The organism is Allobosea sp. (assembly GCF_035944895.1).
Classification (GTDB): Bacteria; Pseudomonadota; Alphaproteobacteria; order Rhizobiales; family Beijerinckiaceae; genus Allobosea.
In genome coordinates this window covers 98,878-117,413 of the sequence record NZ_DASZAT010000002.1, presented here as the reverse complement: position 1 = coordinate 117,413, position 18,536 = coordinate 98,878, and the positions used below count along the sequence as shown (strand labels likewise).

Sequence of the window (18,536 nt, the reverse complement as noted above, 5' to 3'; positions counted from 1 at the left end):
TTTCGCCATGCGCGACGCCGCATTGTTCAGCCTCATCGCCGTCTGCGCGGCGCTCGCCATTCATGATGCCGGTGCGCAGGAGCGTTTCGAAGACTGGCCGTTGCTGACGAACCCGTTCCCGAGCACGGGCGGCGGCGGAATCATGATCCACGACTACGATCCCGTCGTCTCCGGCGGCAAGTGCACGACGAAGTTCCGGGCAGTCGAGCCTGGTGGCGCGACCTATCACAACCTGATCGAGTTCGAGGCGGCAGAGACCCAAGGTGGAGTGCTCTGCGCGAACGGGAAATGGCGCTCGGCGGACGGAAGCGCCAATGGCACGACGCCGTTCCGAGTGTTCATCAAGGATGGCGTCAGGCGCGGCTCGCCTCAATAGCGGGAGAGCTGTTATCCCTCGAAGGCGTCCATCAGCGTGACGATGCAATCCTGCCGCTGATGCCGGTTGATCTGCGGCACCAGCCGAGTGAAGTGCTCGCTCCGGCAATGCGCATCCAGCGCCGCACGATCGGGCCATTGCTCGACAAAGACGAAATGGCCGGGATCCTTCTGGTCGATGAAGAGATCATAGGACAGGCAGAGCGGCTCAGCCCGCGTTTTCTCGACCAGTTCGCGATAGAGCGGTGTCACCAGCTCGATGGCTTCAGGCTTGATGAAGTCCTGGGCGATGACCTTCAGCACGCTCAGTTCAGCTCGATCAGCACCGGGACATGGTCCGAGGCCTTGTCCCAGCCGCGGACATGCTTGGCGATCGAGACCGCGCCGAGCCTGTCGGCCGCCTGCGGCGAGAGCAGGAGGTGATCGATACGGATGCCATTGTTCCGTTGCCAGGCGCCGGCCTGATAATCCCAGAAGGTGTAGAGGCCGGGCGCGTCGGTAGTGGCGCGCAGCGCCTCGGTGAAGCCGAGGCTCTGCAGCTTGCGGAAAGCGGTGCGGGTCGGCGGCAGGAAGAGCGCGTCGCCGGTCCAGGCGGCGGGATCGCGAGCGTCGCGCGGCTCGGGGATGACATTGTAGTCGCCGGCCAGCACCAGCGGCTCCTCATGCGCCAGCAGGCCCTTGGCATGGACCGCGAGCCGCTCCATCCAGGCGAGCTTGTAGGGGTATTTCTCGGTGTTCGGCGGATTGCCGTTGGGCAGGTAGATCGAGGCGAGCCGCACAACGCCGTCACCATGCGGCAGCACGCCTTCGAGATAGCGCGCCTGCTCGTCGCCATCGTCGCCGGGCAGGCCGCGGCGGACATCCTCGAGCGCGCTACGCGAAATGATGGCGACGCCGTTGAAGCCCTTCTGGCCATGGATCGCGACCTGCCAGCCGGCTTCCTCGATCTCGGCGCGCGGGAAGTCGGCGTCGACGCATTTCAGCTCCTGCAGGCAGAGCGCGTCGGGCTCGGCTTCCTTCAGGAAGGCGAGCACATGGGTCAGCCGCTGGCGGATCGAATTGACGTTCCAGGTGGCGATGCGCACGGGCCGGCTCCGATTCAGACGAGCGCAGACTAAGAGCCGGCCGGGCCGTCAATGCAAGTCAGCAGCAATCATAAAAAACCTCCCGGCCAGGGCCGGGAGGTTCTGATCTCTCAGTGTATCGTGCTGCGCCTTACGGGCAGGCGCGAACCACGCCGCCGGAGGCGATATAGGTGCCGGTCTGCGGGTCGTAGCTGCGGAAGCGGCGCGAGCAATAGGCGATCGCGTCCGCGTCCGGCTCGACGTAGACGCGCGAGGGCGGCGGCACCGGCTCGGCATAGACCGGGCCGGGGGCGAGCAGGGCGCCGGCGGCAAGAGCGCCAAGCGCGCCCGCGGCAATGCCGGCTCCGACGGCCGCGCCGCGGTTATAGCGATAGCCGCGGCCGTAATAGCCATAGCGCGGGCCGTAATAGCGGCGGTACTGCACCTGCTCGACGAGATTGGTCGAACCGGCGGTCGCAACGCTCGCCTGGGCCGGCGCGAGCGGGGCGGCGGCAGCCGGCGTGGCCAGAGCAAAGCCACCAGCGAGGGCGGCGGCGATCATCGTCGTCCTGATCATCTCGAACTCCTTGTCCCTCCCGGCCGGGAGGATTCTTCGGGCGAACTCATCGGCTGCCCGAGCAAAGTCACCATAGCTGCGGAAGTAAACGCAAAACGCGGCGAAATTTCAACGACTTCCGGCATCTTTCTGCATTTTTCGGCTTGCGTGCGCCGGTAACAGGCCCCATCTGGCGGACCATTCTGCACTGCATCATCGATCCGGGAGACCCATGTCACACTCCGCCGAACCCGCCGACCTTCCCGCCAACGGGCCGCTCAAGCCATTGCCGATGGTGATCTTCGCCTCGCGTTGGCTGCAGGTGCCGCTCTATCTCGGGCTGATCGTGGCGCAGTGCGTCTACGTCTTCCTGTTCCTCAAGGAGCTCTGGCACCTGGTCAACCACGCCTTCGACTTCAGCGAGCAGCAGATCATGCTGGTCGTGCTGGGGCTGATCGACGTGGTGATGATCTCCAACCTGCTGATCATGGTGATCGTCGGCGGCTACGAGACCTTTGTTTCGCGCCTTCGGCTGCACAACCACCCCGACCAGCCGGAATGGCTCAGCCACGTCAACGCCTCGATCCTCAAGATCAAGCTCGCCATGGCGATCATCGGCATCTCCTCGATCCATCTGCTGCGGACCTTCATCGAGGCCGGCAATATCGGCGGGCCGACGGCGACGAACTACACGACCACGGGCGTGCTGCTGCAGACGCTGATCCACACCATCTTCATCTTCTCGGCGCTGGGCATCGCCTGGGTCGACCGGATGACGCTGGCGCCCGGCAAGGGGCATTGAGGATCATTCGCCAGTCTCGGCAACGATGTCGACGAGGCGCCGAGGGGTCGTCCAATGGACGGCCCGCCAACCGGCTTGCCGGGCGGCGCTGACATTCTCGATGGTATCGTCGATCAGCAGGAGCGCCCCGGATGGCGCACCCAAATCCCGCTCGATGTGACGATAGAAGGCGGAATCGGGCTTTCGGGCGCCGATCGCTGCCGAATAGTAGAAGCGGTCGACATGGCCTGCGAGGCTTAGCCGTTCCGAAAGATAGCGTGCGCGCAGATGCTCCTGATTGCTCGCCAGGGCGACGGTCAGGCCGTTGCGACGCAGCGTCGCGATGTCCTGCAGCACGGCCTCCTCCAGCCGTGCGTCGCGCGCGAACCAGTACTCCAGCAGAGCCTCGCTACTCACCGAAGGAGCGATCTCGGCCAGGACCGGCGCAAGCGTTTCACACAGTCCGGCGCGGCCTGTGACGACGTCGGTCCAGTGCTGGGTAAAGAACTGCCGCTGAAGCAGCTCGGGCGCGATGCCGAGATCGCGCTCGAGATCATGGCTCCAGTGCAGCCCATCCTTAGGCCGCCCGGTGACCAGCACGCCGTCGACATCGACGAGGACGGCGCGGATCACATCTAGCCTCGTGCCCGCCTCGGCGGCAGGCCCTTGATCAATGGCGAGGCGAGACCGGGCGCGGTCTCGACGCCGAGCGCGGGCAGGGCCAGTGTGCGCTGGCCGCGAAAATCGACATGGCAGACGAGGAGGCCGCGCTCCTCGATATAACCGATCAGGCGGCGCGCCCGGCTCGGCGAATGGCTGCCATAGGCTTCGGCCAGCTCGGCGTCGGAGGGGCAGGGCGCGCCTTCGATCGCACTGCGGGCGATGAACAGGAAGAGCCCGTGCAGATCCTCGGGCAGGGTCTCAGCGGCCGTCAGCGCCTTCTCCCAGGCATCGGAGGACAGGACCTCCTCGCTCGCTCCGGCGCGGGCGACGGCGAGGCGCTTGCGGAAGGCGTCCAGGGTGGTCTCCGGGCCGCTGACGCGGCGCATGCGGCAGCGCACGGTGAAATCCTGGTAGAGCACGGCGACCGGCCGGTCGCGCGCCTCGGGATCGTCAAGCAGTTCATTGAGGATCTCGACCAGCGCCGCGGCGCGCTCGGCGGGATCCATCTCGATCTCGGGCTCGGGCGGCGGCACCGGCTGGTGCGTTTCGATGCGGCGGATGATCTCGGGCGCCACCGCCGGCCGCGGGCGCGGCTGCTTCGGCCAGGGGGCCGGTGCCGCCTCGTCGTCGCCTGCGGTGAAGATCAGCTTGCTGGCATCCTCGGGGGCCTGCTCGGGCAGTGGCATCAGGCCGGGCGCGCCGCCGCGATCGACCGAGGCGACCGGTCCGATCCGGACTGGCAGCGGCTTCTTCGAGAGGGCCGGCCCAAGCGCGACGAACTGGCCGCGTTCGAGATCGCGAAACATCTCGGCTTGGCGCCGGTCCATGCCGAGCAAATCGGCGGCGCGCTGCATGTCGATGTCGAGGAAGGTGCGGCCCATCAGGAAGTTGGAGGCCTCGGCCGCAACGTTCTTGGCGAGCTTGGCGAGGCGCTGCGTCGCGATCACGCCGGCAAGACCGCGCTTGCGACCCCGGCACATCAGATTGGTCATCGCGCCCAGCGAGAGGCGGCGCGCCTCGTCGGAGGCCTCGCCCGCCATCACCGGCGCGAAGAGCTGGGCTTCGTCGACCACGACCAGCATCGGATACCAATGGGCGCGGTCGATATCGAAGAGCCCGCCGAGGAAGGCGGCGGTGGCGCGCAGCTGCTCGTCGGCGTCGAGCTCCTCGAGGTTGAGCACCACCGAGACGCGGTGCTGGCGCACGCGCAGTGCGATCTTCTGCAGTTCGACGGGGCTCGCTGTCCCGTCGACCACGACATGGCCGAACTGGTCGGCCAGCGAGACGAAGTCGCCCTCGGGATCGACAATAGCCTGCTGCACCAGCGGCGCACTCTGTTCGAGCAGCCGACGCAGCAGATGCGACTTGCCCGAGCCGGAATTGCCCTGGACCAGCAGACGCGTCGCCAGCAGTTCGGCGAGGTCGAGCTCAGCGGGCTCGCCGCCGCGCGTCGACCCCATGTCGATGCCAGTCTTCATGCCGGGAATCCAGGCCGCTCCTTGCCGTGGCGGAAAACGCAAGGCGGCGCTTCTAGCACGCCCGCCGGCAGTCAAGGCAAGGCCTGGCCTGCATTCCACAGCTTTGCGTGGCGCGGGGCAGGCCTCTGGTCAGCGCCGCCGCAGGACCATGCCGCCATGATGTAGCGTGTCCGCGTCGACGAAGGTGCCGTCGGCGGTGAAGCCGGTGTCGTCCCAGTATTCGATATAGCTGCCGGTGACCTTGTAGCGGCCGCGATAGGCGCTCTCGCGATTGCCGCGTGCCTCGTCATAGCGGCCATTCGGCAGCAGCTCGTGGCGGACATGATTGTCGGCGGTGACCCACATGCCGACATAGGGATGGCTCTGTGGGGTCTCGGTGGCGGCTGCCTGGGTGGTCATCATGCGGGTGGATCCTTCAGGTCCATTCTGGATGGTGGTGGCAAGACCGATGCCGGCGGCCAGCAGCAGCGAGGCGTTCACGAGCAAGCTGTTCATGATCATGCCTTTCACTGTTTGCGGCGTTCGGCGAAGAGCTCCGACAGTGCCTGTGACGCTGCGATCGCCCGCGAGATCCCGGCCGGCACGGTGATCAGGTAGACGATCTCCTTCAGCTCTGCCTCGGGCACGCCGATGTTGACGGCGTAGCCGGCATGGACCTTCATGAAGGCGGTCTGACCGGTCGCGGCGAAGGCTGCGACCGCTGCGAGCTGGCGCGTGCGGCTGTCAAGGCCGGTCCGCGACCAGACATCGCCGAGCGCATAGGCCTCGGTCGCCTCGGCGAGGAATGGAAACTCCTGCCGCATGCGTTCCAGCGCCTGCTGCGGCTCGCCCTTGTTCAGACTGCCGACGACAGCCTCGCCGCGCTTGCGCCGTTCGTCGCTCGACTCGGCGTTGGCGGGTACGGGCATCGCCGCGATGGCGAAGGCTGCCGCGGCGGTTCGCAACGGGGATGAGATGGATTGGATCATCGCGTCCTCCTCAACGGGTGGCGGTGGGGCGGACGACGATCTCGTTGACGTCGACATCGTCCGGCTGCTCGATCGCGAAGCGCACGGCACGGCCGATGGCATCGGGCTGGAGCGCGATGGCGCGGTAGCCGCGCATCAGTTCCGCTGCGGCCGGGTCGGTGATCGTGCCGGCGAGCTCGCTCTCGACGACGCCAGGATGGATGCAGGTGACGCGCAGGTCGGAATGTTCCTGGCGCAGACCGTCGGAGATGGCCCGCACCGCGTATTTCGTCGCGCAGTAGACGGCCGCCGTCGGCGAAACCGCGAGGGCGCCGATCGAGGCGATGTTGACGATCTGACCGGAGCCGCGCGCCAGCATCTGCGGCAGCACCGCGGCGATGCCGTAGAGCACGCCCTTGATGTTGACGTCGATCATCCGGTCCCACTCGTCGACCTTGAGCGAGGCCATCAGCGAGAGCGGCATCACGCCGGCATTGTTGACGATGACGTCGACGCGACCGAAGGCCTCGTGCGCCGCCTGGGCGAAGGCGGCGACATCGGCGCGGTCGGTGACGTCGAGTCGGCGGGTGCGCACTTCGCCGCCGTGCGCATTGAGCTCTTCGGCGAGGGTGTCGAGGCGCTCCGTGCGCCTTGCGCCGAGCATCAGCTTCGCTCCGGCGGCCGAAAGCTCGCGGGCGATGCCGGCGCCGATGCCACTGGAGGCGCCGGTGATGAGAACGACCTTGTCGATAGCCATATCTGCTCCGTCTGGTTGTTTCGTGAACCGCGATGTTGCGGTTGCCCGAAAGCTAGGAGCAGGTCATTGTCGCGATAAGTCGCGCATTCCTTTCCAGTCTGGAGAGTTTTTCTAACCAATGGAGATGGACCTCAACGCACTCGCCGTGTTCGCGCTTGTCGCAGAGGAGAAGAGCTTTCGCGGCGCGGCTGACCGTGTCGGCGTGACGCGCTCGGCGGTCAGCCAGACGATCCGCAAGCTGGAAGAGCGGCTCGGGATCGCGCTGGTGCAGCGGACGACGCGTAGCGTCAGCCTGACCGAAGCAGGTGAGCGTCTTCTCGCCGATCTTTCGCCTGCGTTGTTCGAGGTCCGCGCCGCCGTCGAGGCGACGCGTGACCTGCGCGCCGGGCCGCGCGGGCGCCTGCGTCTTGCAGTGTCGTCGATCGCCGAGCGCTTCCTGTCGGGCACGTTCCTGGCGAGCTTCATCGCGGCCAACCCCGAGGTCGAGCTCGACATCACCGTGACCGACGAGGAGTTCGACATCGTCGCGGCCGGATACGATGCCGGCGTCAGGCTCGGCGAGGTGATCGAGCAGGACATGATCGCCGTCTCGATCGGTGGCGAGGAGCGCCAGCTCGCCGTCTGCTCGCCCAGTTATCGCGAGCGCTTCGGCGTGCCCTCGCATCCACGCGAGCTGGCGGCGCATCGCTGCATCGGCTGGCGGCCGGGGCCAAGGCTGCCGCCTTATCGCTGGGAGTTCGCCGAGGACGGCAAGGAGTTCAGCGTCGCCGTCGCGCCGGAGATCACGACCAGCGACATGGCGCTGATGATCAAGCTCGCGGTTGCCGGCGCCGGCATCACCTTCGGCATGGAGGAGAGCTTTCGGCCGGCGATCGCGCGTGGCGAGTTGGTGCCGCTGCTGGAGGAGTACAGCCCGTATTTCGCAGGCTTCTATCTCTATTATCCCAGTCGCCGTGCCATGGCGCCGAAGCTGCGCGCGCTCGTCGAGCATCTGCGCGGCTTCGATTGGAGCAGGCGCCAGGCGACGGCCCGAACGGGATCGGCTATGCTCTGATTCCAGGCGCTGCCCGCGCCTCCACCCTCCATCAGGGAAGCACGTTGCCGTGCAGGGTATCTCCATCATCGAACCGACTGTTCGAGCGCTGCGCATAAGGAGGGGTTGCGGACGAGGCTCGCATCAGGAGGTCCATCGATGAAGCTTTCCGCACCCGTTTATCGCCTGAAGCGCAAGGCCAAGGAGCTGGCGCGCAAGGACGATATCCCGCTCCATCTCGCGCTCGACCGCGTCGCCATCGGCGAAGGCTTCGGCAGGTGGAGCCTGCTCGCCGCCAAATCGGCCGAAATCCAATCCGCCGAAGGGCTGCTGGCCCACCTGGAGCCGGGCGATCTGCTATTGATCGGCGCGAGGCCGGGACATGGCAAGACGCTGCTCAGCCTCCAGCTCGCGGTCGAGGCGATGAAGGCCGGCCGCCGCGCGATCTTCTTCACCCTGGAATATACGGCCAGGGATGTGCTCGGGCGCTTCCGGGCGCTCGGCGTCGATCCCGCCCAATTCGAGGGGCTGTTCTCCTTCGACGATTCGGCCGCGATCAGCGCTGACCACATCATGCGGTCGCTGGCGGAGGCGCCGCGCGGCACGCTGGCGATCGTCGATTACCTGCAAGTGCTCGACCAGAAGCGCGGCAATCCCGAGCTGATGGTCCAGATCCAGGCGCTCAAGGCCTTCGCGCAGGCGAGGGGCGTGATCCTGGCCTTCATCTCGCAGATCGACCGCTCTTACGATCCCGCGCTGAAGCCCTGCCCGGACCTGAGCGATATCCGCCTGCCGAACCCGCTTGATCTCTCGCTGTTCAGCAAGAGCTGCTTCCTGAACGAGGGCGAGATGCGCTTCCAGGCGGCGGGCTAAAGGCCTGCAGAACCTCGAAAATTCGTCGTCACTCCGGCGCTTCGCTGTGGCCGGAATGACGGCGTGGACAATGGATGAGGTTCAACGCGGACAGGCGTGCGTCCGCTCGGCGCGCTGGATGTCGGCGATGATGCGGCGCTGAGTGGGCGAGAGCGGCACGTCCTCGACATTGTCGTACTGGCAGCCGGCATTGCCGAAGGCGCTGATGCCGCGCTGGGTGCGGAAGCAGTAGCCCTGCGCCTTGTAGATCTCGTTGCGCTGGTACCAGAGGTCCTCGCAGCTCTGGGCGGCCGCGGGGGTCGCGGTGGCGAAGAACGGCAGGGCGATGCCGAGAGCGAGAACGGGAAGGAGCAGCTTCGACATGACGACCTCTTGCGGTGCGAACGCTATGTTGTCGCCCTTTGCGGACGCGACAAGTCTTTTCGCTCGCTGCCATGGCGGGATCACGATCTTGTTGCAGGAGAGTGCGGCCGCTCCGCTGGCAAAGCTGTGAATTGACGCAACCTCGCCTGCAGAGGACAAGAATTGCCGGATTTGCAACCTTTTTGCCTCTCACACCGAGACGAGCCGGGCGTTTGCCAAATTGCCGCAGGGATCGCCTGCGGCACTGCGCGCAAGTGCCATCATCGGGTATGTTCCTCCCGACAAACAATGATAGTGCGCGCGAATCGCGCCCTGGAAAGGACCGTCGTCATGATCTTCTCTTCGCTGCGCCGTCTGGCGCTCGCCGGCATCGCCGCTTGTGCGCTTGGCGTTGCCGTCGCGCCGGCTCAGGCCCAGTCGCTCTCGGCGGAGCAACGCAGCGCCGTGGTCGAGTTGATCAAGGAGACGCTGCTGAAGAATCCGGAGCTGATCCAGGAGGCGCTGGTCGAGCTCGAGAAGCGCAACCAGGTTGCGCAGGTCGAGGCGCAGCGCAATGCGCTCTCGGCCGAGAAGGCCAGCCTGACCGACCCCGCGACCTCGGTGATCGCCGGCAACCCGCAGGGCGACGTCACCCTGGTCGAGTTCATGGATTACAATTGCGGCTTCTGCAAAAGGGCGATGGAGGATGTCCGCGCCCTCGCCAAGGATGACCCCAAGCTCAAGGTCGTGATCAAGGACTTCCCGATCCTTGGCCCTGACTCGGTCGAGGCCAGCCGTGTCGCCATCGCCGTGAAGAACCAGCTCCAGGGCCAGAAGTACTGGGACTTCCATCTCAAACTGATGGCGACCAAGGGCCGGGTCAACGGCGCCAAGGCGATGGAGATCGCCAAGGAGGCCGGGGCCGACATCGAGCGCGTCAAGAAGGAGATCGACGCTCCGGCGACGCGCGCCGTGATCGAGCAGACGGTCGCGCTCGGCGACCGGCTCGGCCTTACCGGCACGCCGGCCTTCATCGTCGGCGACGAGGTGGTGTTCGGCGCGGTCGGCCAGGCGGCGCTGAAGCAGAAGATCGAGGCCGTCCGCAAATGCGGCAAGGCGACCTGCAGCGGCTGAGGCCGCCTGAGCAGGATTTTCTGCGCTGTTCCTGTGGAATAGCCGCGATTTGCATAGGCAAGGCGCCCACAGGGCGCCTTCGCCCTTTTCCTGACCCGCCAATCCGGGTAAAGACGCGCGACATCGCGAGGCTGCCGGCTTGATCCGGTGCCATTCATTCGCATATGCGCATCCTCTTCGGGACCTGCCGTCCCGCCCATCGAGCTCACGAAGACGGTGAAATCCGCCATGGCGACCAAGAGCCCCATCGATCCCGAACTCGTGCGCGAAATGGCGCAACTGATCAACGAGACCGATCTGACCGAAATCGAGGTGCAGAAGGGCGACCTGCGCATCCGCGTCGCCCGCACCATCACCGCGACCGTGATGGCTCCGGTCGCGGCTGCGCCGGCCTTCGCTGCTGCGCCGGCTGCCGCCGCAGTTGCCGTTGCAGCTCCGACCGACGCCAAGGCCGCTGCGGCCCACCCGGGCACGGTCAACTCGCCGATGGTCGGCACCGCCTATCGCCGGCCCTCGCCGGAGGCCAAGCCGTTCATCGAGGTCGGCCAGGAGGTGAAGGCTGGTGAGCGCGTGCTGCTCGTCGAAGCCATGAAGACCTTCAACGATATCGTCGCCCCGCGCGCCGGCAAGGTCGTCGCGATCCTGGTCGAGGACGGCCAGCCGGTCGAATACGGCGAGCCCCTGCTGGTGATCGAGTGAGGCCGGCGCCGGACGGGAGCGGGCTGAAGATGTTCGACAAGATCCTGATCGCCAATCGCGGCGAGATCGCGCTGCGGGTGCTGCGAGCCGCCAAGGAACTCGGCATCGCGACGGTCGCGGTGCATTCGACGGCCGACGCCAACGCCATGCATGTGCGCCTCGCCGATGAGAGCGTCTGCATCGGTCCGCCGCCGGCGCGCGAGAGCTATCTCAACATTCCCGCTCTGATCGCGGCCTGCGAGATCACCGGGGCGGATGCGGTCCATCCCGGTTACGGCTTCCTCTCCGAGAACGCCCGCTTCGCCGAGATCCTGGAGCGGCACAACATCGCCTTCATCGGCCCCAAGGCCGAGCATATCCGCAGCATGGGCGACAAGATCGAGGCCAAGCGTACCGCCAAGCGCCTCGGCATCCCGTGCGTGCCGGGTTCGGAAGGCGGCGTCGCCGATGACGAGGAGGCGCTGCGCATCATTCGCGAGATCGGCCTGCCCGTCATCATCAAGGCGGCGTCCGGCGGCGGCGGCAAGGGCATGAAGGTCGTCCGCAGCGAGGACGAGGTGTCCGTCATGCTCGCCACGGCCCGCAGCGAAGCCAAGGCCAATTTCGGCGACGATGCCGTCTACATCGAGAAATACCTCGAGAAGCCGCGTCATATCGAGATCCAGGTGCTCGGCGACGGCAAGGGCCGGGCGATCCATCTCGGCGAGCGCGACTGCTCGCTGCAGCGTCGCCACCAGAAGGTCTGGGAGGAGGGGCCGTCGCCTGCGCTCAACGCCGGCGAGCGTGACCGGATCGGCGCGATCTGCGCCAAGGCGATGGCCGATATGGGCTATCTCGGCGCCGGCACGATCGAGTTCCTCTACGAGGACGGCGAGTTCTACTTCATCGAGATGAACACCCGCATCCAGGTCGAGCATCCGGTCACCGAGATGATCACCGGGATCGACCTGGTCAACGAGCAGATCCGGATCGCCGCCGGGGCGCCGCTCTCGATCAGCCAGAAGGACGTCGTCATCGAGGGCCATGCCATCGAATGCCGCGTCAATGCCGAGCATCCCGCGACCTTCCGGCCTTCGCCCGGCAAGATCGCCTCGTTCCACACGCCGGGTGGGCTCGGCGTGCGTGTCGATTCGGCGGCCTATCAGGGCTATGTCATCCCGCCGCACTACGACTCGCTGGTCGGTAAGCTGATCGTGCACGGCCGCAACCGGGCGGAATGCCTGATGCGCCTGCGCCGCTCGCTCGACGAGTTCGTCGTCGACGGCGTCGACACCACGCTGCCGCTGTTCCGCACGCTGGTGCGCAACCAGGACATGCTGAACGGCGACTACAACATCCACTGGCTGGAGAAGTTCCTGGCCAATGGCGGCATGGATCAGCCGGGCGAGGCGTGAGCCTGGCGCACACCGTCATGCTCGGGCCTGACCCGAGCATCTCTTGCCAGATGAGGCTACAAGCAGCGCCTTCTCGTCCCGAGATTCTCGGGTCTGCGCGGAGTTTATCCTTGGGCCGGCCAAAGGCCGGACCCAAGGGCTTCGCCCGAGAATGACGGCTAACGTTTGACTCAACCGCCGACCCGCGCTCCCATCGCTGCATGAAGGCCCGTTCCACACCTGCGCGCGCGCCGGCGATCACGCCGGAGATCCTGCTGCGTGCCTATGCGGCCGGCGTCTTCCCGATGGCGGAGAGCGCCGATGATCCCGGCCTGTTCTGGGTCGAGCCGGACATCCGCGGCATCATCCCGCTCGACGCCTTCCATCTGCCGGGCCGGCTGGCGCGTACCGTTCGCTCCGACCGCTTCGAGATTCGGATCGACCACGACTTCGCCCGCGTGATCGCAGCCTGCGCCGAGAGCCGGCCGGACCGGGCCGAGACCTGGATCAATGGCCGCATCCGGGCGCTCTATGGCGAGCTCTTCCATCTCGGCTATGTCCACACCGTCGAATGCTGGCGCGAGGACAGGCTGGTCGGCGGGCTCTATGGCCTGTCGCTGGGCGGGGCCTTTTTCGGCGAGAGCATGTTCCACCGCGAGACCGATGCTTCGAAGGTGGCGCTGGCGCATCTGGTCGCCCGGCTCCGGCGCGGCGGCTACCGCTTGCTCGACACCCAGTTCCAGACCGCGCATCTTTCCCAGTTCGGCACGCGCGAGGTCCCGCGCGAGGCCTATCGCGAACTGCTCGATGCGGCGGTCGCGGCTGATGGCGACTGGTGGGCCTGGCCCGCCGGGCAGAGGGTCACGGGGGGCGAGGCGCTCGCCGAACTGTCCGGCTGAGCGCCGATCAGGTCGCCGATCCGCCGCTTCCCAGCGGCGAGGGCTCCCAGAGCTCGATCGGATTGCCCTCGGGATCGTGGATGCGGCAGAAGCGGCCGACTTCCTAATCCCATTCCGGCCGGGTCTCGACCGCGATGCCGGCGGTGCGGAGCGAGGCCATCATCGCATCGAGATCGTCGACGCGGAAATTGACCATCCACTGCTGGTTCTGCCGGCCGAAATAGTCCGTCGTCGCAGCGAAGGAGCCGAAGATGGTCGGCCCGGCTTCCTGACTCCAGACCGCCTTGTTCATATCGGCGATGCCGAGATGGCGCTCGTACCAGGCTGCCAGGGCCTGCGGGTCGCTGCCGCGGAAGAACAGGCCACCAATGCCGGTGACCCGCGCCATCGTCAGTTGTTGCCGGCCGGGTCACGGCCCTGGACCGGGTTGGTCGGGAAGAAGCGTTGCGATGGCGTCTGGCGGGGCTGCACCGGCACGCCCTGCGGCGGGGCGACATCGATGCGCTGGTTCTGCGGCGGTGTCTGTTGCGCCGGACGAGCCGGGCGACGCTGCTCGGGCGTGAGCGGCGGGGGCGCGGTCTCCGGCTCCTTCGGATCGACCACCAGCTCGGTGCCGCCTTTGCAGTCGGTCAGCCAGACATCGTAGATCGCGTGCTCGACGCCATGCAGGCCCGGGCTGGATGCATACATCCAGCCGGTGAAGATGCGCCGGTACTCGTTGTTGAAGGTGACTTCGTCGACCTCGGTGAAGGAGGTCGTCTGCGGCGCCTCGGTCGGTGGGCGGGTCCAGCAGATGCGCGGCGTGATCTGCAGCGCGCCGAACTGCACGGTCTCGTCGATCGCCACCTCGAAGGAGATGATCCGGCCGGTGATCTTGTCGAGCCCGGCGAAGACCGCGGTCGGATTGCGAATGCGGTCGGCCTTGGCGGGGACGGCCAGTGCGAGCGCTGCGCCGGAGACGGCGGCGAGGGCGAGGATCCTGCGGAGCGAAGGCATGCCGGTATGCGATTCTCTTCAAGCGGGCCCGAGCCGCGATGGGGCGCAGTAGCACGGCAATCGCAGCGGAAAAAGGGCGAGGGGCCGGTGAATGCCTGGGCTCGCACCGAAAGCTGCGACGAGGCCCCGGTGTCGGCCATGCGTTTGCCTGGGCAGAGCCGTCATCGAGACGCATGTCGCGCACAGGTTTCGCTCTTGCGAACCGTTTGCAATTCGTTATCCTGCGAATGCATTGCAAGAGCAGAATTGGGATAATGCATGGACGCTCGGGTCGAGAAGGCGCCTGCGGGTTGGCGCAGCGAGCGGGGCGAAGCCTCGCTGGCCGATGTCCATCGCTCGATCGCGGTGCGCAGCTCGGGGCCCGGCTGGCGCCGTGCCGCTGCCTTCGCCGGGCCGGGCTATCTCGTCGCCGTCGGCTATATGGATCCCGGCAACTGGGCGACCTCGATCGCCGGCGGCTCCAAGTTCGGCTACACGCTGCTCGTCGTCGCGCTGGTCTCCAACATCATGGCGATCGTGCTGCAATCGCTCTGCGCACGGCTCGCCATCGCCTCGGGGCGCGATCTCGCCCAGGCCTGCCGCGACGCCTTCCCCAAGCCCGTCGCCTATGTGCTCTGGTTCCTTGCCGAGACGGCGATCATCGCGACCGACATCGCCGAGGTGATCGGCACCGCGATCGGCCTCAATCTGATCTTCGGCATCCCGCTCGAGCTCGGCGTCATCATCACGGCGCTCGACGTCTTCCTGATCCTCTATCTGCAGCGGCTCGGCTTCCGCTGGGTCGAAGCGCTGATCATCACGCTGCTCGGGGTGATCGCGGTCTGCTTCGCCATCCAGATCGCGCTCGCCGATCCGAACTGGGGGCAGGTGATCCGCGGCTTTGCGCCGACCACCGAGATCGTCACCAATCCGGAGATGCTCTATCTGGCGCTCGGCATCCTCGGCGCGACGGTGATGCCGCATAACCTTTACCTGCACTCGGGCATCGTGCAGACGCGCGCCTATGGCGAAACCCTGCCGGAGAAGCGCCAGGCACTGAAATTCGCGACGATCGATTCGACGGTCGCGCTGATGTTCGCGCTGCTGATCAACGCCTCGATCCTGATCCTGGCCGCGGCGACCTTCTACAAGACCGGACAGACCGAGGTCGCCGAGCTCGGCGACGCGCACAAGCTGCTCGGGCCGCTGCTGGGCGTGGCGATCGCTCCGACCCTGTTTGGCATCGCGCTGCTCTGCTGCGGTATCAACTCGACGGTGACGGCGACGCTCGCCGGCCAGATCGTGATGGAGGGTTTCCTCAAGATCAGGCTGGCGCCCTGGCTGCGCCGGCTGATCACCCGCGGCATCGCCATCATACCGGCGGCGGCGGTGACGATCTGGTACGGCGATTCCGGCACGGCGCGCCTCCTGATCCTGACCCAGGTCGTGCTCTCGTTGCAGCTTTCCTTCGCCGTCTTCCCGCTGGTGATGTTCACCGCCGACAAGACCAAGATGGGTGAACTCGTCGCGCCGCGCTGGCTCATCGCCTTCGCCTATCTGATCGCAGTGGTGATCGCGGCGCTCAACGTGAAGCTGCTCGTCGATTTCGTCCGTGGGGCAGGTTGAGGCAAGGCGGCGCGGCCTTTCCGGCTGCGCCGGTCTTCAAAATGGAAGCAAGAGTGGGGTCCGATCAGGTTGATTCAATCCGATCGGAGCCGGCCTCAACGCGCCGTGCGCCTGGCGCGGAAGCGGGCGACCTTGTCGCGGTTGCCACAGAGGCTCATCGTGCACCAGCGCCGGGTGTTGTTGCGGCCGCGATCGTAGAAGACGAGCGTGCAATCATCGGCAGCGCAGCGCTTCAGCCGATCCGGCTCGGCTTCGCAGACGAAACGCGCGAGATCGAGCGCGATCAGCGCGGCAGGCCGGGCAGGATCGAACGCGAGTCCAAGCGTTAGTCCATCTTCCCCACGCTTCAGGACATGGTGACCGCTGAGACCGGCCAGCCGGCGGTTGACGGATGCCAGGACCGTATCGGGCAGCGGCTGACCTGCTGCGAGGCCCTCGAAGACCGGCCGCAGTTCCGCGCGCAGGGCGCGCAGATCGCCCATCGCCTCGTTTGCATCTCCGGTTTCCTCGCCGAGCCCGGCTGCTTTCAGCCAGGCCAATGCCCGCTCGGGACCGTCGATCAGCTCCTGGGGGCCGGTTTCGCCAGCTGGCGTGGTGTTGAGCAGATCCAGCCAGATCGCGCCGCCGACGAAGGGAAAGCCGTCGCGGAATTCGCTGGAAGCCTCTGTCGCGGGCGCCATTTCGGACCTCGGAGGGACATGTCGATTTGTAACCTCTGATTTATCGATTGACAGGTTTCAAATCAAGTGACACCGTTGAATTATATAAACAGGGGTTACAAGAACTCGCGATGACCGGCTTCCGTTCCCGCTCCCTTGGCGGCCTTGCCGCCATTGCCCTTGCCACAGGAATTCTCGCCATGACGTCCGTCGATGCTACCGAGCCCGTTCCGACCCATTTCCGCACCACAACGATAGCCGGCACCGAGATCTTCTATCGCGAGGCCGGGCCGCAGGACGCTCCGGCGCTCCTGCTACTGCACGGCTTCCCGTCCTCCTCGCATATGTTTCGCGACCTGATCCCGCGCCTGGCGGGGCAGTACCGGGTGATCGCACCGGACTATCCTGGCTTCGGACATAGCGGGGCGCCGTTGCCGGCCGAGTTCGACTATCGTTTCGATCGCCTCGCCGATGTGGTGGAAGCGCTGGTCGACCGGCTCGGGCTGACGAGCTACGTCCTCTATCTGCAGGACTATGGTGGCCCGGTCGGGTTCCGCCTGGCACTGCGCCGGCCGGAGCGCGTGCGTGGCCTGATCGTGCAGAACGCTGTCGCTAACGCCGAGGGCTGGAGTCCCGAGATCACTGCGCCGATGGCGCCGTTCTGGCGGGAGCGCAACGCCGAAACCGAGAAGCCCTTCGCCGATCTGTTGAAGCCGGAGACGACGCGCTTCCAGTACGTCCATGGCGCCACGCGGGCCGAGCGGCTCTCGCCCGATGCCTGGACGATGGACCAGGCCGGCCTGGACCGGCCGGGCAATCGCGAAATCCAGCTAAGGTTGCTGCACGACTATCAGAGCAATTTCGCGGCCTATCCGGCCTGGCAGCGCTACCTCACTGAGCGCCAGCCGCCGATGCTGATCGTCTGGGGTAAGAACGATCCGTTCTTCACGCTCAAGGGGGTCGACTATCTGAAGCAGCAGGTGCCGGGCGCCGAGGTGCACCTGTTCGATGCCGGCCATTTCGCGCTGGAGACGCATGCAGATGAGATCGCCGGGCATATCGGCGCGTTCATGGCGCGCTTGCACGCCGAGTAAGGCGGCCGATCAGCATGAAACCGAACAAGGCGAGCGCGGCGAAGGCCGCGCCGTTCAGGAAGGTCGCGGCGGCGCCGTAGCTTTCCCAGAGCACGCCGGCGACGAGGTTGCCGGCGAGGACGGCGACGCCCGTCGCCAGGTTGAGGGCGCCGAAGGCGGTGCCGCGCGCCGCTGCCGGAGCCCGGTCGGCGATCAGTGTCGCGAGGATGCCTTGCGAAAAACCCATATGCAGACCCCAGAGCACGATGCCCGCGACCAGCGATGCCGGCGTCTGCGCGAAGGCGAGCACGATATCGGCAGCGATCAGGAAGGCGAGGCTTAGCCCCAGCATGCCATGACGCCCGACGCGATCGGAGAGGATGCCGACCGGATAGGCGGTCAACCCGTAGACCAGATGCATCAGCACCATGATCAATGGCACCCATGCGAGCGCGAAGCCGGACTGCTGCGCCTTCAGCAGCAGGAAGGCCTCGCTGAAGCGGGCGAAGGTCAGGAGCGCGCAGAGGCCGATCACTGCCCAGACGGCGGGGCCGAGCTGGGCAAGCGCCACGAGGCGCGGGCGCTCGCCGCGCTTTCCCGGGGTTGAGGTCGCAGGTTCCGCGATGCCGACGACGATCACCACGACGGCGAGCAGGGCGGGCACCGCCGCGATCCAGAACACGGTGGTGAAATTGTCGCCGCTCAGCAGCATCAGGCCGATCGCGACCAGCGGGCCGACGAAGCCGCCGACCGTGTCGAGCGATTTGCGCAGGCCGAAGCTGGCGCCGCGTAGCTCAGGCGGGGTGACGTCGGCGATCAGTGCGTCGCGCGGCGCGCTGCGGATGCCCTTGCCGACCCGGTCGAGGAAGCGGGCGCCGGCGATCCAGCCGACGGTATCGGCCAGCGGCACGATCGGCCGCGACAGGGCCGCGAGCCCGTAGCCGAGAAGGATCAGCGGCTTGCGCTGTCCGGTCCAGTCGGAGAGCACGCCGGCGAAGAGCCGGACGGTCATGGCAATCGCGACCGCGAAACCCTCGATCAGGCCAACTGTGATGGCGGAGGCGCCGAGCCCGGTCACGAGATAGAGCGGCAGCAGCGTCTGGACCATCTCGGAGGAGATATCCATCAGCATGCTGACCAGGCCGAGCAGCCAGACACTGCGTGGGATGGCGCGAGAGGTGGCGGCGAAGGAAGTCGGGGGACTCACGACATGCCTCCACAGTCCGCAC

The 18,536-nt window shown here is 66.6% G+C and carries 22 protein-coding genes and 1 pseudogene; 10 read left to right on the top strand and 13 right to left on the bottom strand.

Annotation, left to right across the window (positions count from 1 at the left end; all coding sequences use genetic code 11):
* Positions 1 to 7 precede the first annotated feature (7 nt).
* Positions 8 to 376: a hypothetical protein gene (locus VGV58_RS00760; protein ID WP_326872050.1), complete on the top strand. Its 369-nt coding sequence runs from the start codon at positions 8 to 10 to the stop codon at positions 374 to 376.
* 11 nt (positions 377 to 387) lie between these two features.
* Here VGV58_RS00760 and VGV58_RS00755 read toward each other — a convergent pair whose 3' ends face one another.
* The 3 genes from VGV58_RS00755 to VGV58_RS00745 form a co-directional block, all read right to left on the bottom strand.
* A complete protein-coding gene (locus VGV58_RS00755; protein ID WP_326872049.1) occupies positions 388 to 678 on the bottom strand; it encodes a putative quinol monooxygenase in 291 nt (96 codons plus the stop codon).
* Between the two features lie 2 nt (positions 679 to 680).
* A complete protein-coding gene (xth, locus tag VGV58_RS00750; protein WP_326872048.1) occupies positions 681 to 1,460 on the bottom strand; it encodes an exodeoxyribonuclease III in 780 nt (259 codons plus the stop codon).
* A 130-nt stretch (positions 1,461 to 1,590) separates the two neighbouring features.
* Positions 1,591 to 2,016, bottom strand: a complete 426-nt coding sequence (locus VGV58_RS00745) for a BA14K family protein (protein ID WP_326872047.1) — start codon at positions 2,014 to 2,016, stop codon at positions 1,591 to 1,593.
* 211 nt (positions 2,017 to 2,227) lie between these two features.
* Here VGV58_RS00745 and VGV58_RS00740 point away from each other — a divergent pair, with 211 nt between their 5' ends.
* Entirely contained in the window at positions 2,228 to 2,797 is a 570-nt protein-coding gene (locus VGV58_RS00740; RefSeq protein WP_152013955.1) for a TIGR00645 family protein, read from the top strand.
* 3 nt (positions 2,798 to 2,800) lie between these two features.
* Here the strand turns inward: VGV58_RS00740 and VGV58_RS00735 are convergent, their stop codons facing one another.
* The 5 genes from VGV58_RS00735 to VGV58_RS00715 all read right to left on the bottom strand — a co-directional run bounded on the left by VGV58_RS00735 (position 2,801) and on the right by VGV58_RS00715 (position 6,621).
* A complete protein-coding gene (locus VGV58_RS00735; RefSeq protein ID WP_326872046.1) occupies positions 2,801 to 3,409 on the bottom strand; it encodes an HAD-IA family hydrolase in 609 nt (202 codons plus the stop codon).
* Between the two features lie 2 nt (positions 3,410 to 3,411).
* Positions 3,412 to 4,917 carry an ATP-binding protein gene (locus VGV58_RS00730; RefSeq protein ID WP_326872045.1) on the bottom strand — a complete coding sequence of 502 codons (1,506 nt, stop codon included), beginning with the start codon at positions 4,915 to 4,917 and terminating at the stop codon, positions 3,412 to 3,414.
* Between the two features lie 129 nt (positions 4,918 to 5,046).
* On the bottom strand, positions 5,047 to 5,412 hold the full coding sequence (locus tag VGV58_RS00725; protein WP_326872044.1) for an Atu4866 domain-containing protein: 366 nt from the start codon (positions 5,410 to 5,412) through the stop codon (positions 5,047 to 5,049).
* 11 nt (positions 5,413 to 5,423) lie between these two features.
* Positions 5,424 to 5,825 (bottom strand): carboxymuconolactone decarboxylase family protein, encoded by a 402-nt coding sequence (locus VGV58_RS00720; protein WP_326872132.1) that lies wholly within the window; start codon positions 5,823 to 5,825, stop codon positions 5,424 to 5,426.
* Positions 5,826 to 5,895: 70 nt separating this feature from the next.
* The gene (locus VGV58_RS00715) at positions 5,896 to 6,621 is read right to left on the bottom strand and encodes an SDR family oxidoreductase (protein ID WP_326872043.1); all 726 of its coding nucleotides are present in this window, start codon (positions 6,619 to 6,621) and stop codon (positions 5,896 to 5,898) included.
* A 118-nt stretch (positions 6,622 to 6,739) separates the two neighbouring features.
* Here VGV58_RS00715 and VGV58_RS00710 point away from each other — a divergent pair, with 118 nt between their 5' ends.
* Both VGV58_RS00710 and VGV58_RS00705 read left to right on the top strand, forming a co-directional pair.
* Positions 6,740 to 7,675: a LysR family transcriptional regulator gene (locus tag VGV58_RS00710; RefSeq protein WP_326872042.1), complete on the top strand. Its 936-nt coding sequence runs from the start codon at positions 6,740 to 6,742 to the stop codon at positions 7,673 to 7,675.
* 138 nt (positions 7,676 to 7,813) lie between these two features.
* Positions 7,814 to 8,527: a DNA helicase gene (locus VGV58_RS00705; protein WP_326872041.1), complete on the top strand. Its 714-nt coding sequence runs from the start codon at positions 7,814 to 7,816 to the stop codon at positions 8,525 to 8,527.
* Between the two features lie 81 nt (positions 8,528 to 8,608).
* On the opposite strand, the gene VGV58_RS00700 is transcribed toward VGV58_RS00705, so the two are convergent.
* The gene (locus VGV58_RS00700) at positions 8,609 to 8,890 is read right to left on the bottom strand and encodes a YARHG domain-containing protein (RefSeq protein ID WP_326872040.1); all 282 of its coding nucleotides are present in this window, start codon (positions 8,888 to 8,890) and stop codon (positions 8,609 to 8,611) included.
* Between the two features lie 330 nt (positions 8,891 to 9,220).
* Between VGV58_RS00700 and VGV58_RS00695 the strand changes: the two genes are divergently transcribed.
* The 4 genes from VGV58_RS00695 (at position 9,221) to aat (ending at position 12,974) form a co-directional block, all read left to right on the top strand.
* Positions 9,221 to 10,003 carry a DsbA family protein gene (locus VGV58_RS00695; protein ID WP_326872039.1) on the top strand — a complete coding sequence of 261 codons (783 nt, stop codon included), beginning with the start codon at positions 9,221 to 9,223 and terminating at the stop codon, positions 10,001 to 10,003.
* Positions 10,004 to 10,231: 228 nt separating this feature from the next.
* The gene (gene accB / locus VGV58_RS00690) at positions 10,232 to 10,702 is read left to right on the top strand and encodes an acetyl-CoA carboxylase biotin carboxyl carrier protein (protein ID WP_326872038.1); all 471 of its coding nucleotides are present in this window, start codon (positions 10,232 to 10,234) and stop codon (positions 10,700 to 10,702) included.
* Between the two features lie 29 nt (positions 10,703 to 10,731).
* Positions 10,732 to 12,096, top strand: coding sequence for an acetyl-CoA carboxylase biotin carboxylase subunit (gene accC, locus VGV58_RS00685; RefSeq protein ID WP_326872037.1), 1,365 nt, complete (start codon positions 10,732 to 10,734; stop codon positions 12,094 to 12,096).
* Positions 12,097 to 12,296: 200 nt separating this feature from the next.
* On the top strand, positions 12,297 to 12,974 hold the full coding sequence (gene aat, locus VGV58_RS00680; RefSeq protein ID WP_326872036.1) for a leucyl/phenylalanyl-tRNA--protein transferase: 678 nt from the start codon (positions 12,297 to 12,299) through the stop codon (positions 12,972 to 12,974).
* Between the two features lie 7 nt (positions 12,975 to 12,981).
* On the opposite strand, the pseudogene VGV58_RS00675 reads toward aat, so the two are convergent.
* Positions 12,982 to 13,362 (bottom strand): annotated as a pseudogene (locus VGV58_RS00675) (VOC family protein).
* Between the two features lie 2 nt (positions 13,363 to 13,364).
* Entirely contained in the window at positions 13,365 to 13,970 is a 606-nt protein-coding gene (locus tag VGV58_RS00670) for a DUF2155 domain-containing protein (protein WP_326872035.1), read from the bottom strand.
* A gap of 258 nt (positions 13,971 to 14,228) precedes the next feature.
* Between VGV58_RS00670 and VGV58_RS00665 the strand changes: the two genes are divergently transcribed.
* Positions 14,229 to 15,575 (top strand): Nramp family divalent metal transporter, encoded by a 1,347-nt coding sequence (locus tag VGV58_RS00665; protein ID WP_326872034.1) that lies wholly within the window; start codon positions 14,229 to 14,231, stop codon positions 15,573 to 15,575.
* A gap of 95 nt (positions 15,576 to 15,670) precedes the next feature.
* Here VGV58_RS00665 and VGV58_RS00660 read toward each other — a convergent pair whose 3' ends face one another.
* Positions 15,671 to 16,255 (bottom strand): CGNR zinc finger domain-containing protein, encoded by a 585-nt coding sequence (locus VGV58_RS00660; RefSeq protein ID WP_326872033.1) that lies wholly within the window; start codon positions 16,253 to 16,255, stop codon positions 15,671 to 15,673.
* 179 nt (positions 16,256 to 16,434) lie between these two features.
* Here VGV58_RS00660 and VGV58_RS00655 point away from each other — a divergent pair, with 179 nt between their 5' ends.
* Entirely contained in the window at positions 16,435 to 17,328 is an 894-nt protein-coding gene (locus VGV58_RS00655) for an alpha/beta fold hydrolase (RefSeq protein ID WP_326872032.1), read from the top strand.
* Here VGV58_RS00655 and VGV58_RS00650 read toward each other — a convergent pair.
* The gene (locus VGV58_RS00650) at positions 17,303 to 18,514 is read right to left on the bottom strand and encodes an MFS transporter (RefSeq protein WP_326872031.1); all 1,212 of its coding nucleotides are present in this window, start codon (positions 18,512 to 18,514) and stop codon (positions 17,303 to 17,305) included. The genes VGV58_RS00655 and VGV58_RS00650 overlap by 26 nt on opposite strands.
* Positions 18,515 to 18,536 lie beyond the last annotated feature (22 nt).

Coding starts and splice junctions, on each gene's coding strand:
- VGV58_RS00760 (WP_326872050.1), top strand. CDS start 8: ATGCGCGACGCCGCATTGTTCAGCCTCATCGCCGTCTGCGCGGCGCTC.
- VGV58_RS00745 (WP_326872047.1), bottom strand. CDS start 2,016: ATGATCAGGACGACGATGATCGCCGCCGCCCTCGCTGGTGGCTTTGCT.
- VGV58_RS00740 (WP_152013955.1), top strand. CDS start 2,228: ATGTCACACTCCGCCGAACCCGCCGACCTTCCCGCCAACGGGCCGCTC.
- VGV58_RS00730 (WP_326872045.1), bottom strand. CDS start 4,917: ATGAAGACTGGCATCGACATGGGGTCGACGCGCGGCGGCGAGCCCGCT.
- VGV58_RS00725 (WP_326872044.1), bottom strand. CDS start 5,412: ATGAACAGCTTGCTCGTGAACGCCTCGCTGCTGCTGGCCGCCGGCATC.
- VGV58_RS00720 (WP_326872132.1), bottom strand. CDS start 5,825: ATGCCCGTACCCGCCAACGCCGAGTCGAGCGACGAACGGCGCAAGCGC.
- VGV58_RS00715 (WP_326872043.1), bottom strand. CDS start 6,621: ATGGCTATCGACAAGGTCGTTCTCATCACCGGCGCCTCCAGTGGCATC.
- VGV58_RS00710 (WP_326872042.1), top strand. CDS start 6,740: ATGGAGATGGACCTCAACGCACTCGCCGTGTTCGCGCTTGTCGCAGAG.
- VGV58_RS00705 (WP_326872041.1), top strand. CDS start 7,814: ATGAAGCTTTCCGCACCCGTTTATCGCCTGAAGCGCAAGGCCAAGGAG.
- VGV58_RS00700 (WP_326872040.1), bottom strand. CDS start 8,890: ATGTCGAAGCTGCTCCTTCCCGTTCTCGCTCTCGGCATCGCCCTGCCG.
- VGV58_RS00695 (WP_326872039.1), top strand. CDS start 9,221: ATGATCTTCTCTTCGCTGCGCCGTCTGGCGCTCGCCGGCATCGCCGCT.
- accB (WP_326872038.1), top strand. CDS start 10,232: ATGGCGACCAAGAGCCCCATCGATCCCGAACTCGTGCGCGAAATGGCG.
- accC (WP_326872037.1), top strand. CDS start 10,732: ATGTTCGACAAGATCCTGATCGCCAATCGCGGCGAGATCGCGCTGCGG.
- aat (WP_326872036.1), top strand. CDS start 12,297: ATGAAGGCCCGTTCCACACCTGCGCGCGCGCCGGCGATCACGCCGGAG.
- VGV58_RS00670 (WP_326872035.1), bottom strand. CDS start 13,970: ATGCCTTCGCTCCGCAGGATCCTCGCCCTCGCCGCCGTCTCCGGCGCA.
- VGV58_RS00665 (WP_326872034.1), top strand. CDS start 14,229: ATGGACGCTCGGGTCGAGAAGGCGCCTGCGGGTTGGCGCAGCGAGCGG.
- VGV58_RS00660 (WP_326872033.1), bottom strand. CDS start 16,255: ATGGCGCCCGCGACAGAGGCTTCCAGCGAATTCCGCGACGGCTTTCCC.
- VGV58_RS00655 (WP_326872032.1), top strand. CDS start 16,435: ATGACGTCCGTCGATGCTACCGAGCCCGTTCCGACCCATTTCCGCACC.